Origin of the sequence: Streptomyces sp. NPDC087901 (genome assembly GCF_044742205.1) — a bacterium.
GTDB lineage: Bacteria > Actinomycetota > Actinomycetes > Streptomycetales > Streptomycetaceae > Streptomyces.
Map to the genome: position 1 here is coordinate 277,171 of NZ_JBIUUC010000005.1, position 12,484 is coordinate 289,654.

Here is a 12,484-nt window from a genome sequence, read left to right on the forward strand (position 1 = left end):
CGGGCGGTCCGGTCTCGGCGGACGTGTGCGGTACGTGAGCGGTGGTCCGCTCTCGGCGGACGTGCGCGGTGGCCGGCTACCGCGGCTCGGGGCCGTACCAGACGGTGGTGGCGTTGCAGAACTCGCGGATGCCGTGACCGGCGAGCTCACGTCCGTAACCGGATCGCTTCACCCCGCCGAACGGCAGCGCGGGGTGCGAGGCCGTCATGCCGTTGAAGAAGACGCCGCCCGCCTCCAGGTCGCGGATGCAGCGGCGGCTTTCCTCGGCGTCGCGGGTCCACACGTTGGAACTGAGCCCGAAGGGCGTGTCGTTGGCCAGCCCCACGGCCTCGTCCAGGCTGTCTGCCCGGTAGAGCGTGGCGACGGGACCGAAGGTCTCCTCGTGGTGGATGCGCATGGCGGGAGTGATCCCGGCGAGGACGGTGGGGGCGTAGAACCAGCCCCGCTCCAGTCCACCGGTCAAGCCCTCGGGCCGGCCGCCGCCGCACAGGGCGTTCGCACCGTGGCGCACGGCGTCGTCGACGAGCTCCTCCAGATCGGTGCGTCCCTGTTCGCTGGCGAGCGGGCCGATGTCGGTGGACTCCTCCAGCGGGTCGCCGACGGTCAGGTCGCGCATGCCCACGGTGAAGCGTTCGGCGAACTCCTCGTACACCTCCGTGTGCACGATGAACCGTTTGGCGGCGATACAGGACTGCCCGTTGTTCTGGACGCGGGCGGTGACGGCGGTGCGCGCCGCCTTGGCGACGTCGGCCGAGGGCAGCACGAGGTACGGGTCACTGCCGCCGAGTTCCAGGACGGTGTGCTTGACCTCGTCGCCCGCGACGGCTGCGACGGCGCGGCCGGCCGGTTCGCTGCCGGTCAGGGTGGCCGCGGCCACCCTGCGGTCGCGCAGGATCGCCTCGACGGCTGCGGAGCCCACCAGAAGCGTCTGGAAACAGCCGGCCGGGAAACCGGCCCGGTGGAACAGGTCGCCCAGGTACAGCGCGGTCTGCGGCACGTTCGAGGCGTGTTTCAGCAGACCGGTGTTGCCGGCCATGAGTGCGGGGGCCGCGAAACGCACGACCTGCCAGAGCGGGAAGTTCCACGGCATCACGGCGAGCACGGTGCCCAGCGGCCGGTAGTGGACGTAGGCGCGGGACGCACCGGAGTCCTCCACGTCGGCGGGCGATGGGTGCTCGTCGCCGAGGAGTTCCTCGGCGTGGGCCGCGTACCAGCGCATGGCCTTGGCGCACTTCGCGGCCTCGGCACGGGATGCCTTGACGGGCTTGCCCATCTCCAGGGTCATGGTGCGGGCAATGTCCTGCTGGTCCTCGTCGAGGAGGTCGGCGGCCCGGTTCAGCAGCCGGGACCGTTCACCGAATCCGGTGGTGCGGTACTCCCGGAAGGCGGCGTCCGCAGCGGCGAGCCGCCGCTCGATCTCGTCCGCTCCCAGTGCGTCGAACGTCCTGAGCGTCTCGCCGTTCGCGGGGTTGACCGTCGCGATGGGCATGGCTGTGGCCTCCTTGCATCGGTACTTCGACCGTGCCGCGCCGCACGCGGCTGCGCAACGCGGGCCCCGCCATCCGCATACCCGACCGGCGCGGACCATGCATGCGTGTGGCATGCGATCCGCGCCGGAGAGGGCTGTGTGCTGGGACAGGTGCGTGGGGCTGATCCGTGCCGCGCCTCAGACGAGGGCGGGAGCGTCGGTGCGGACCGGGGCGGCCGTGGGAAATTCTGTGACCACGGCCGGCGGCCGGCGGAACTCGCGGACTCCGGGCAGCGGCGGCAGCGGCACCAGCTCGATGTGCTGGGGCTCCTGCGCATACCGGGTGAACCAGACGACCTTGCCCTCGGCCGTCCGGCAGGTGCCCCAGCTGTCACTGAGGGCCATGACCCGGCTCAGGCCGCCGCCCTCGTGGAGCAGCCGCGGCATATCGGATCCGTTGTCGGCGACGGAGACCGTGAGGTGCCGTCCGGACCAGCGGAGTTCGAGGACACAGGTGTTGTCGTCACCGACATGCCGCTGGACGTTGGTCAGCAGCTCCTCCACAGCACGGCACACGGGCCGGATGTGGAGTTCGAGACTCCAGTGGCGGAGATGCGCGGCAACTATTCGTCGCAGCTGGGACACACGCTCTGCCGATACCTGGAGTTCGACCAGATAGTGCCGGTCGAGTGGAACGGTCATCGTCGAGGCTCCTCACATCGAGGCCCACATGCTTCGCCTCGTTCAACCAACGACCCCCGAATACGAAGAGTGAGCAGATGTCACTTCTGGGTCACTCCTTAGGGTGAGGCCGCAGAGCCGGTTGCGCAACACATCGGGCCGCGCACCCCCGGTGAGCGGCACCGATGCGCCCGTCGGAGCCGAACCGGTCTCAGGACAGATACGGCAGCAGCCGGTCCGGAGTGAGCGGAAGCGCGCGAAAGCGGATGCCGGTGGCGTGATGGACGGCGTTGCCGATCGCCGCGGCCGCGCCGACGATGCCGATCTCCCCGATGCCCTTGCTGCCCATGGGATTGAGGTGTGGATCGTCCTCGTCGATCCAGTGCGCCTCCAGGCCGGTCACGTCGGCGCAGGCCGGCACGTGATAGGAAGCGAGGTCGCTCTCGGTGAAGTCACCGAAGACCGGGTCCACCGTGCTGCTCTCGGTCAGGGCCATGCCGAGCCCCATCGTCATGCCACCGATGAACTGGGAGCGTGCGGTAAGGGAGTTGAGAATGTGCCCGGCCGCGAAGACGCCGAGCATCCTGCGCACTCGGACCTCGCCGGTCCGGGAGTCGACCGCGACCTCCGCGAAATGGGCCCCGAACGCGTGACGCGCATAGGCGGACTCGGCGGCCGTCTCCTCGACGGTGTCCGCCGTGACGGTCACTCCCCCGGCGGGCAGCGGTCCGGCGTGCCCGCCGAGCCGCTCCAGAAGGGCGGTGGCCGCCTTGTGCACGGACCAGCCCCAGGAGGCGGTCCCCGAGGAGCCGCCGGCCAGCGGGGCGTCCGGCAGATCGCTGTCGCCGATGTCGACTGTCACGTTCTCCACCGGCGTCCGAAGCACGTGCGCGGCGATCTGGGCCAGTACGGTCCGTGCGCCGGTGCCGATGTCGGTGGCGTCGACGGCAATGCGGTAGGAGCCGTCGGACGCCGCGTGCGCCGAAGCGTGGGAGGCTCCGGCGTAGACGGGGTACGTGGCGGCGGCGACGCCCGTACCGAGCAGCAGGGGGCCTTCCCGGCGGGCTCCCGGACGCGGGTCACGGTCGCTCCAGCCGAAGCGTGCCGCTCCGTCCCGGAGACATGCGGCCAGGTTGCGGCTGCTGAAGGGCTTGGCGGAGTCGGGTTCCTCCGCCGGATCGTTGCGCAGCCGCAGTTCGACGGGGTCGATCCCGACGGCCGAGGCGAGTTCGTCGACGGCCGATTCGAGGGCGTACATGCCGGGCGCCTCGCCCGGGGCGCGCATCCACGAAGGGCTCGGGACGTCGAGCGGGGTGACCCGGTGGACGGTCCGGCTGTGTGCGGATCCGTACATCACGCGGGCCGGTACGGCGGCCTGCTCCACGAACTCCTTGACGGTGGAGGTGTGGGTGATGACCTCGTGGGCCACCGAGGTGAGAGTGCCGTCGCTCTCCGCACCGAGCCGGACGCGCTGCACGGTGGGCGCCCTGTGGCCGACGACGGCCGCCATGTGGCGCCGGGGCATGGCGAGCTCCACGGGGTGTCCCGTGTGGAGCGCGGCCATGGCGGCGAGAACGGCCTGGGGGCGCGGCGTGCCCTTGCTGCCGAAACCGCCGCCGACGTGCCGCGAGACGACGGTGACCTGGTCCGACCGGAGTCCGAAAACGGTGGCGAGGCTGTCGCGCACCTTGGTGGCGCCCTGGCTGGAGTCGTACAGGGTGAGGCGGCCGTCCGGCGACCAGTGGGCGGTCGAGGAGTGCGGCTCCATGGGGTGGTTGTGCAGCGGCCCGATCGTGTACGTGGCGTCCACCCGAACGGGTGCTGCCGCGAAGGCGCGGTCGAAGTCGCCGCGTTCACGCACGGCCGGGTACCCGCCGTTGGCGTTCTGCGGGGTGTACAGACCGGCGTGCCCCTCGGTGAGGACGACGTCGTGTGCGGCCCTCTCGTAGGTGATGTGGAGCGCCTCCGCGCCTGCCCGCGCGGCTTCGAGGGTGTCGGCCACCACGAGGGCGATCTGCCAGCCCCGGTGCGGCACGCGGTCGTTCTGGAGGACGGCGAGGATCGGGTCGTCCGGCTCCTCGGTCCGTGGCGCGTTCTCGTGGGTGAGGACGGCATGGACGCCGGGGAGTGAAAGAGCGTCGGCGGTCCGGATCGCGGTGACCCGTCCGCAGGGCACGGTGGCCGGCACGGGCCAGGCGTACAGACAGCCGGGCAGGTTGAGCTCGGCGGCGTAGCGCGCGGCGCCGGTCACCTTGTCCCGGCCCTCGCGGCGGACGACGGGGGCGCCGAGCGGCTGGGCGGCGTGGCTCATGGCGGGGTTCCTCGGCTCTTCGGGGGCGGGCCTCAGGGGGAGGCACCTTCGGACGCGGGCGGCTTCAGGGGCGGGCGGCTTCAGAGGCGGGCAGCGAGTGCGGCCAGGGCGTCGACCGCCAGATGGCGGGCCAGGGCCACCTTGAAGGCGTTGTCGCGCAGCGGCCGGGCCGCGGCGAGCTCGGCGTCCACCGCGCTCAGGTACGCGGCATCGGTGGCAGGTGCGCCGCGCAGTGCCTCCTCGGCGGTGCGGGCGCGCCACGGCCGGTGGGCGAGTCCGCCGAACGCCAGCGCGGCGTGCTCGATCCGCCCTTCGCGTACACGCAGGACAGCAGCCACGGAGGCCAGGGCGAACGCGAACGAGGCGCGGTCGCGGGCTTTGCGGTAGAGGCAGACCGCACCGTCGGGAAGCGGCGGCAGGACCACCTCGGTGATCATTTCGTCCGGCCGGATCACGGTGTCCACGCTCGGTTCGTCCCCGGGCAGCCGGTGGAAGTCGGTGACGGCCACGGTCCGTTCCCCGTCCGGTCCCTGCAGGAGGACCACGGCGTCGAGGGCGGCGAGCGCCACCGCCATGTCCGAAGGGTGGGTGGCGACGCACGCGGAGGAGTGACCGATGACGGCAAGGTCGCGGTGGACGCCCGCGCGAGCCGGGCAGCCGCTGCCGGGTTCCCGCTTGTTGCAGGGCTTCGACGTGTCCTGGAAGTACGGACAGCGGGTGCGCTGGAGCAGATTACCGCCGGTGGTGGCGGTGTTGCGCAATTGCCCGGAGGCCCCCGCCAGCAGCGCCTGGGAGAGCGCGGGATAGCGCGTACGCACTGCGGGATGGGCAGCCAGATCGCTGTTGCGGACGGTGGCTCCGATGCGCAGTCCTCCGTCGGCGGTGTCCGTCACCCGGTCGAGTGGCAGCCGGCTGACGTCGATGAGCAGGCCTGGATTCTCCACACCGAGCTTCATCAGGTCGACCAGGTTGGTGCCGCCGCCCAGGAACCGGGCACCGGGATGGGCGGCGCGCTCGCGGACCGCTTCGGCGACCGATGCTGCGCGCAGATACGCGAACGGTTTCACGACGCGACGTCCCCGATCGCCTCGACGATGCGGGGGTACGCGCCGCACCGGCACAGGTTGCCGCTCATCCGTTCACGGATCTCGGCGGCATCGAGGGGCGCCGGGGCGACGACGGGCGCGGTGTGCGCGGTGGCGTGGGAGGGGAAGCCGTCCTGAGCCTCACCCAGCACCCCGATGCCCGAGCAGATCTGGCCCGGCGTGCAGTACCCGCACTGGAGGGCGTCCCGCTCCAGGAAGGCCGCCTGGAGCGGGTGCAGCCGGTCGCCGTCGGCCAGGCCCTCGACCGTGGTGATCCGGGCTCCGTCATGGGCGACGGCCAGAAGCAGACAGCTGTTGGCGCGCCGGCCGTCGACGAGCACGGTGCAGGCGCCGCACTGTCCGTGGTCACAGCCCTTCTTCGCCCCGGTCAGGCCCAGGTGCAGGCGCAGTGCGTCCAGGACCGTGGTGCGGTGGTCGAGCGTCAGGGTGCGCTCGGTTCCATTGATGTTCAGGGTGAGGGCGGAATGGTGGCCTGTCGCCCGCCCCTCCCCCTCGCCGCCCCTCCTCAGGCTGGTCGGGTCCACGTGGCTGCACCTTTCGAGAGAGGTCGTTTCGTCCGCTTTCTACCAGTCGGGCGGCGGCTCCGCGTCATGAACCCGGGCCGGCGGAGCGTTCGGCCTACTTGTTCTCCAGCCGCAGACGGACCTCCTCCTCCTGGTCACCGGACACGGTGCCCACGACCCGAACGGTGAAGGCGCCCGCCAGGCTCTGCCGGAGCCGGTCGACCGCCCAGTAGCCGCCCTGCACGTCGGCGGTGACGGGCGCACCGAGCCGCACCGGCCCGGACACCACCCGGGCCTCGGTGACGTCGACGGTCACGACCCACGCCGTGGGCCGCTTGCCGGTGACGTCCTGCGGTACGTCGACCGAGGCCCGGTCGGTGACGAAGGCGGCCCGCAGCACGTCGAAGACCGTGCGCGCGTCGTCCTTCTCGCACCCGCTGACGACGACCGACACCTCACGGCCGTCCCGGCTTGCCTCGGACTGCTGCTTGTCCTGTGTGCTGTTCACCGCGGTTCCTTCCCAAGGGGTTACCTCCAGGCTCACCCCGCAGGCGGAGGCCTGCGACACGGGCGACCCGGGTATCCGGCGGGTACCCAGCGGGCAGCCGCGACGAACAGCCTCACCCGTCCCAAACACTTTCGGTGTTGATATCCACTTAAAACATGAATTCCATGCCAGAGCCGAGTGACGGCCCCTCCCTGGGGTATCCGGCAAGCATGGACGTATCGGATGGAGCCCTGAATTCCCTGGCCCTCACCCTCGCGGACGGACGGGGCGCGACCGGGGCGGTGATGGGCGTTGTCGGCGTGATCCTGGTGGCTGTGCTGATCGGCGCCGTCTGGCTGGGCAGGCGCCGGCGCGCCGAGGAACTGCCACCGCCCCGGCCCGAGGAGCAGCCGGTGGCACCGGACCACCGCACCCACGTCGAGGAGCGCGACGTCCACGGGGACGACGACTTCCCCGCCGACGGCCGGGGGCTGTCGCCCTACGAGCTCGGCGACCACGGGAACGAGACCATCCACCGGGACAACGACGAGCGGCGCGACTGACCGGCCTCCGTCGCGGTTCCGGGGGGCTGCTTCCGCCACCGCCCCGGAACTTCTGTCCCCCGGGCCGCCCGCGCGGTGGCCGCCCCGGGTGGCGGTGCCGCGTGTTGCGAGAGCGCCCGCCCGCGGTGAGGCTGGTGAAGTCCCGAAGGCCACGGCACACACCTGCCGCACTCCCCATGAAGGCAGTAGGACCATGACCGGAAGCACCCCTGGCACGGCATCCGCGCCCGCACCGCTGACCGGGCCGGCGGCACCCTGCTGGGTCAACCTGATGACCCGGGACCTTGAGTCCGCCCAGGAGTTCTACGGCCCGGTGATGGGCTGGACGTTCCGGCCGGGCAAGCTCGGCCAGGAGTTCTCGGTCGCCCGCCGCGGTGACGTACCCGTCGCCGGGATCGGCGCCGTGGCGACCACCTTCAGCGTCGCGGTGGCGTGGACGCCGTACTTCGCCGTCCAGGACGCCGATGTGACGGCTGCCCGGATCCGGGAGCGCAGCGGCACCGTGGCGGTGGGCCCGCTGGCACTCGGCAAGGGGCGCGGCGCGCTGGCCGCCGACCTGGACGGCGCGGGGTTCGGCATCTGGGAGCGGACCGCGCCCGCGACCTCGCCGCCCGCCCCGGACGGCCATGCGCACGCCTGGCTGCGGCTGCGCACGCGGAACGCCTTCGACGCCGCGATCTTCTACGGCGAGGTCCTGGACTGGGCCAGCGGTCGGCCCGGCTCCTGTGAGGTGGCGTACGCGAAGGACGAGGTGATCGTGCAGTGCGGCGGACGCCAGCTGGCCCGCATCAGCTCGGGGGCGGTCGAGTCGGCCCCCGAGCCGCTGATCCGTCCGCACTGGCAGGTCAATTTCCCGGTGGACGACGTCAGCGCCGCCATTGCGTCGGCACATGAGCACGGCGCTTCTCTGATCGAGGAACTCTCCCGGCCCGAGGGACGCGAGGCGACGCTGGTCGATCCGGACGGCGGCCTCTTCACACTCACGGACATCCACAAGGCCGGGGCCACCGGCACGGCCTGACCGCGGGCACCGTCATCTCTCCCGGCGGCTGTGGGACCGGGTCAGAGCCCAGGCCGGGAAGACGAACCAGCAGACCAGGAACCACAGCGCCATCCCACCGACCAGCCAGAGGGCGAGCGCGTTGTGCAACGCCACCCGCAGGATGAGAAGGAGCGCCGAGCACATCGTGCAGAACAGCAGGATCAGCCCGATCACGGTCAGGCGTGACGCCCAGGTGACCGTCTGGGGCTTCAGCCGCCGTCCGGTGAGCAGCCGGTGGTACGACACCGGTCCGATGAGCGCACCTGCCGTGGCGGAGCCGAACATCACCGTGACCACGTAGATCGTGCGATCGGTGTCGGAGAGATCCACGAAGCGCGGCTGGAAGACGACGGCGAGCAGGAAGCCGAAGAGGATCTGCACGCCGGTCTGGGCTACGCGCAGCTCCTGGAGCAGATCGGTCCACCGGCGGTCGGCCCGCTCCTCCGCCGTCTCCTGGCGACCCCATCCCCGGTCCCTGCCGTGCTCCTCCCCGGGTGGGTTCACCATGGACCTCCGTCCGGTAGGTGCAGCGCCTGTTACGGCGCCCTGTTCCCACACGGTAGACCTCCGGGTGGGCCGGGACCCGTCCAGTGAGCGGGTGCCGGCCCATGTCGCGAAACGCTCCGGCCCCCTCCCGACCACCTCAGGTGACAGGCAGCATCAGTTCGGGACGGTCCCACATCACCGCCGGCGGCGCGGCCCACACGGTGCCGGTCCGTCGGGCTCCCACACTCCTGTAGAAACCCTCGGCCGGCGGATGCGACACGATGCGCACCTCGGCGAGGCCGGCCTCGTGCGCTTCGTCCCTCAGGTGCCCGATGAGCACGCGTCCGATGCCTGCGCCCTGCGCATCGTCGGCGACGAACATCAGATCGAGTTCGGGCGGGTCGAGGATCAGTGCGTAGAAACCGAGCAGCCGATCAGAGGATTCGCCCACGGCTGCGAAGACCCTGTGCGTCTCGACGTAGTCGTGCCCCACCCGGTACCCGGCGACCATGGGCGCGTACGGCCCCTCATAGGCGCCGGAGGTCCGGACCAGCCGGGTCAGACGCTTCGTGTCCCGGGCATCGGCCCGTCTGATCCCCACGTCTTCGCCCAGAACCCGGCGCCCGCGCGACGTAATGCCTGATCTCATATATCGAGTATTACGCACCCGGGACGGGCAAGGAGCCGCCGCCAGCCTCAGGGAGAGCGTCGGGCGGTGCGCCACTCCTCGACCAGGGCCTCGACGTCGAACGGCTTCAGGTTCAGGGGCGGTCCCTGCGGCGGACGCCTCACGGCCTCGGTGATCTTCTCGTTCATCTCGTTCAGCATCCGCCGCACCTCGGACTCGGTCCGTGTCCCCGGCACCGCCGCGAGAGTGTCCTCCGCCTCCTTGCGCAGGGCCAGCGAAGGCGGAAGCACGGACACACCCTCGCGCTGCATCTTCGCCTTGATCCACCACGCCTCGTCGTAAGGGCGGTCAAGGCCTTCGAGCGGTTTGCCGAATCCCGGCAGCTGGGCGAAGTCACCACGCTGTTCGGATTCACGAATCTGTTTGTCGACCCACGACTCGAAGCTGACGCCCGCGGGTTTGCGCTCGGTCACCGTGATGCCCCTCTCGGAGATGCGTGTGATGCAGCCTCTTCACGATACCCAAAGGCCGTTCAGCGGCGGCCGGAGCCCGCCCGGAACGCAGTCGGCGGCCAGCCTCGGGGCCTTGAACGCGGCCGGCGGGGTACACGAGCAGCACGCCCGGCCGATACGGCGCCGGGGCACGATCCGAAAGGGATGGTGAGAGTGGAACACAGCGACATGCGGACCGAGAACCGGCAGGAGTGGTGACCATGACGACCGTACTGATCATCGTCGCGGTCGCCCTCGTGGCGGCCTGCGCACTGGCCTTCCTCTACGCACGGCAGACGGGCGGGCGCGGGATCCGGCGACGCTTCGGACCCGAGTACGACCGGACCGTCGCACGCCATCACGGCGACGCGAGGGCCGCCGAACACGAGCTGCACGAGCGGCTGAAGCGGCACCGTTCCCTGCACGAGCGTCCGTTGACGCCCGAGGCGCGCTCGCAGTACGAGGACCGGTGGACGCGGATCGAGGCCGGCTTCGTGGACGCGCCGCAGCAGGCGGTCGCCGAGGCGGACGCCCTGCTGGCCGAACTGGCCCACGACCTGGGCTTCCCCGACGGCAGGGACTTCGGCGAACAGAGTGCCGCACTCTCCGTCCACCACGCCGAACACGTCAACGGCTATCGCCGGGTGCACGCCGCCAAACAGGGCGACGGCGGTACGGAGGAGATGCGGGAGGCGATGCTGGAGGCCCGCGGCCTGTTCGACGTGCTCGCCTCGAACGGCACGGACCGGCCGGTCCGCCGGCACCCGCACCACGCGGAAGGAAGTGGCACGGCATGACTCACGACGCGCGATCCACACCTCGCATCCAGACCGAGGTCCCCGAAGTGGCCGAGAAGCCCAGGGCCGCCGCCCCCGACCGCACACCGGTCCACGGCGCAGCGGACACCCGCGCGGTGGACTCCGGCCCCACGGGCGCCGGAGCAGCAGGTACCGCGCGGAAGCCGGACGGCCCCCCGGCCGGGAAGCCGCACATGAAGGCCCCTGTCGCGGCCGCCCTGCCCGGCGACGGCACGCCCGGTGAATCGGTATCCGGCGGCCGGCCGTTCGCCGGGGGAAGCACACCCGGCGCACCCCGCCCCCTCTTCCCGGCCGATGACCACCACCGGCTCTCCGAGCGGCTCCAGCACGCCGTGAGCGAGTTCGTCGAGAGCCCGCGCCAGGCGGTCGAGGAAGCCGAGAGCACGTTCGACACAGCCGTCGACGGCCTCACGGACGCACTCAAGGAGTACCGGCGCACACTCGGCACCGCGGGACGGGACGACGATTCCGGCATGCGAACCGAGGAGTTGCGGGTCACCCTGCAGCACTACCGCGACCTCACCGAACGGCTGCTGAACGTGTGAGGCGCACAGTCGCCCACGCTGCGGGCCTGCGCGCAGACGTGCACGCATGACTCCGGCCTTCGGCTCTCCTGCGGACATGACTTTCGCCGCTCGCGCACACGCGCGGGCGGCGAAAGTCATGCCGGTGATCAGCTGCTGAGCCCGTCCCAGGTCGCGGGATCGCTCAGCGGGCTTCGGTGCGGGCCGTACGCGCTGCCTGCACTGCTGACCGGCAGGCAGCGTCATCAAGCTGTGGCCTCCGTGACATCGGGGAGCAGCGCGGCTTTCGTCCGCTGATCCGCGCGCATCGGGGTCGCACCGGGGTGTTCCGGCGCCCGGCAGCAGCTGGTGGCCTGGGACCGCGGAATCCGCGGCTCAAGTCACTGAGCGGTCGCCACGAGCTCGCCGCGCAGCCGCCGCAGCACGGGTACGGGAATGCGCAGCCCGTCGCGCGCGTACCCGTCAAGCCCTCCCCAGCGTTCGTCCATGGCGTCCAGAGCCGTGTCGAGATAGCGGGGCCGGACCTCGATGATCGCGGAGGCGATCTCGGGGTCACCGCCCGCGTCGAGGAAGTTCTGCACGTACGGCCGGAAGGCCACGCGCATCAACGGGTTCACCGCGAGGAACTCCGTCCTCACGACGTCCCGCGAAGCGCCGAGAAGCAGCAGCAGCACGGAAGCCGCCCAGCCCGTGCGGTCCTTGCCCGCGGTGCAATGGAAGAGCACGGGGCGCGCGGCGTCGTCGGCAGCCGTCTCCACGAAGGCCCGGTAGGCGGCAGCCGCGCGCGGCGAGAGCACCATCTGCCGGTACGTCTCCGCGAACATCTCCTCGGCCTTCCCGCCGCCGAGCAGCCTCTCCGCCTCGACCGGATCGGCGAGCAGTGCACGGAGCCGGGCCGGTGCCACGCCCGGGTCGTCCCCGAGCACGTCGGCTACGAACAGGCGGGCTCCGGGCGGCAGACGGTCGGGGGCCGAGGCCCGCTCGTCCGCGGTCCGCAGATCGACGACGGTACGGATGCCCAGTCCGGCCACCGCCGCGTCGTGCACCGGGTCGAGGCCACTGAGCTGACCGGAGCGCAGCACCACGCCCGGCCGCACCTGCCGGCCGGGCCCCAAGGCGATGCCGCCCAGGTCCCGCAGGTTGAGAACAGAGGCTGCCGGGACGGCCCTGGCGGTTTGCACGATGAACTTCCTCTTTTCCCGACACGGATCCGAAATTGATTTCGGCCTGGCCGGATCAAAAGTCGCATGATGTCGGGAAATCGACAAAGTAAAACGCCGGTGATCATCGATCGGCCGTGCCGGGCAGGCGAGAGGAATGAGAGGAAGAAGGGAAGAGAGGAAGAGAGGAAGAGAGGAATCGCCCTCAGGACTTCT

At 71.2% G+C, this 12,484-nt stretch carries 14 protein-coding genes; 4 read left to right on the forward strand and 10 right to left on the reverse strand.

Annotation, left to right across the window (positions count from 1 at the left end; genetic code table 11):
* Positions 1 to 76: 76 nt before the first annotated feature.
* The 6 genes from ACIOEW_RS18420 to ACIOEW_RS18445 all read right to left on the reverse strand — a co-directional run bounded on the left by ACIOEW_RS18420 (position 77) and on the right by ACIOEW_RS18445 (position 6,577).
* Positions 77 to 1,489 carry an NADP-dependent succinic semialdehyde dehydrogenase gene (locus tag ACIOEW_RS18420; RefSeq protein ID WP_401964656.1) on the reverse strand — a complete coding sequence of 471 codons (1,413 nt, stop codon included), beginning with the start codon at positions 1,487 to 1,489 and terminating at the stop codon, positions 77 to 79.
* Between the two features lie 177 nt (positions 1,490 to 1,666).
* The gene (locus ACIOEW_RS18425; RefSeq protein WP_362545647.1) at positions 1,667 to 2,170 is read right to left on the reverse strand and encodes an ATP-binding protein; all 504 of its coding nucleotides are present in this window, start codon (positions 2,168 to 2,170) and stop codon (positions 1,667 to 1,669) included.
* Positions 2,171 to 2,360: 190 nt separating this feature from the next.
* Positions 2,361 to 4,460, reverse strand: a complete 2,100-nt coding sequence (locus ACIOEW_RS18430; protein WP_401964657.1) for a xanthine dehydrogenase family protein molybdopterin-binding subunit — start codon at positions 4,458 to 4,460, stop codon at positions 2,361 to 2,363.
* Between the two features lie 80 nt (positions 4,461 to 4,540).
* Complete coding sequence (locus tag ACIOEW_RS18435; protein ID WP_401964658.1) at positions 4,541 to 5,527, reverse strand: FAD binding domain-containing protein; 987 nt, start codon at positions 5,525 to 5,527, stop codon at positions 4,541 to 4,543.
* Positions 5,524 to 6,090 carry a 2Fe-2S iron-sulfur cluster-binding protein gene (locus ACIOEW_RS18440; protein ID WP_401964659.1) on the reverse strand — a complete coding sequence of 189 codons (567 nt, stop codon included), beginning with the start codon at positions 6,088 to 6,090 and terminating at the stop codon, positions 5,524 to 5,526. Before ACIOEW_RS18440 ends, ACIOEW_RS18435 begins: the two co-directional genes overlap by 4 nt.
* 94 nt (positions 6,091 to 6,184) lie before the next feature.
* Positions 6,185 to 6,577 carry a hypothetical protein gene (locus ACIOEW_RS18445; protein ID WP_362545638.1) on the reverse strand — a complete coding sequence of 131 codons (393 nt, stop codon included), beginning with the start codon at positions 6,575 to 6,577 and terminating at the stop codon, positions 6,185 to 6,187.
* Positions 6,578 to 6,786: 209 nt separating this feature from the next.
* Between ACIOEW_RS18445 and ACIOEW_RS18450 the strand changes: the two genes are divergently transcribed.
* Positions 6,787 to 7,119: a DUF6479 family protein gene (locus ACIOEW_RS18450; protein ID WP_362545635.1), complete on the forward strand. Its 333-nt coding sequence runs from the start codon at positions 6,787 to 6,789 to the stop codon at positions 7,117 to 7,119.
* A gap of 193 nt (positions 7,120 to 7,312) precedes the next feature.
* Positions 7,313 to 8,140, forward strand: coding sequence for a VOC family protein (locus ACIOEW_RS18455; RefSeq protein ID WP_401964660.1), 828 nt, complete (start codon positions 7,313 to 7,315; stop codon positions 8,138 to 8,140).
* A 12-nt stretch (positions 8,141 to 8,152) separates the two neighbouring features.
* Here the strand turns inward: ACIOEW_RS18455 and ACIOEW_RS18460 are convergent, their stop codons facing one another.
* The 3 genes from ACIOEW_RS18460 to ACIOEW_RS18470 form a co-directional block, all read right to left on the reverse strand.
* Entirely contained in the window at positions 8,153 to 8,668 is a 516-nt protein-coding gene (locus ACIOEW_RS18460) for a DUF6328 family protein (protein WP_362545629.1), read from the reverse strand.
* A 136-nt stretch (positions 8,669 to 8,804) separates the two neighbouring features.
* Positions 8,805 to 9,296 (reverse strand): GNAT family N-acetyltransferase, encoded by a 492-nt coding sequence (locus tag ACIOEW_RS18465; protein ID WP_401964661.1) that lies wholly within the window; start codon positions 9,294 to 9,296, stop codon positions 8,805 to 8,807.
* 47 nt (positions 9,297 to 9,343) lie between these two features.
* Positions 9,344 to 9,748: a DUF1992 domain-containing protein gene (locus ACIOEW_RS18470; RefSeq protein WP_401964662.1), complete on the reverse strand. Its 405-nt coding sequence runs from the start codon at positions 9,746 to 9,748 to the stop codon at positions 9,344 to 9,346.
* A 239-nt stretch (positions 9,749 to 9,987) separates the two neighbouring features.
* Here ACIOEW_RS18470 and ACIOEW_RS18475 point away from each other — a divergent pair, with 239 nt between their 5' ends.
* Together ACIOEW_RS18475 and ACIOEW_RS18480 are read left to right on the forward strand one after the other, a co-directional pair.
* The gene (locus tag ACIOEW_RS18475; RefSeq protein WP_401964663.1) at positions 9,988 to 10,563 is read left to right on the forward strand and encodes a hypothetical protein; all 576 of its coding nucleotides are present in this window, start codon (positions 9,988 to 9,990) and stop codon (positions 10,561 to 10,563) included.
* Complete coding sequence (locus ACIOEW_RS18480; protein WP_401964664.1) at positions 10,560 to 11,129, forward strand: hypothetical protein; 570 nt, start codon at positions 10,560 to 10,562, stop codon at positions 11,127 to 11,129. The genes ACIOEW_RS18475 and ACIOEW_RS18480 overlap by 4 nt, the downstream gene beginning before the upstream one ends.
* Before the next feature lie 359 nt (positions 11,130 to 11,488).
* On the opposite strand, the gene ACIOEW_RS18485 is transcribed toward ACIOEW_RS18480, so the two are convergent.
* Positions 11,489 to 12,289 carry a tyrosine-protein phosphatase gene (locus ACIOEW_RS18485; protein ID WP_401964665.1) on the reverse strand — a complete coding sequence of 267 codons (801 nt, stop codon included), beginning with the start codon at positions 12,287 to 12,289 and terminating at the stop codon, positions 11,489 to 11,491.
* Positions 12,290 to 12,484 lie beyond the last annotated feature (195 nt).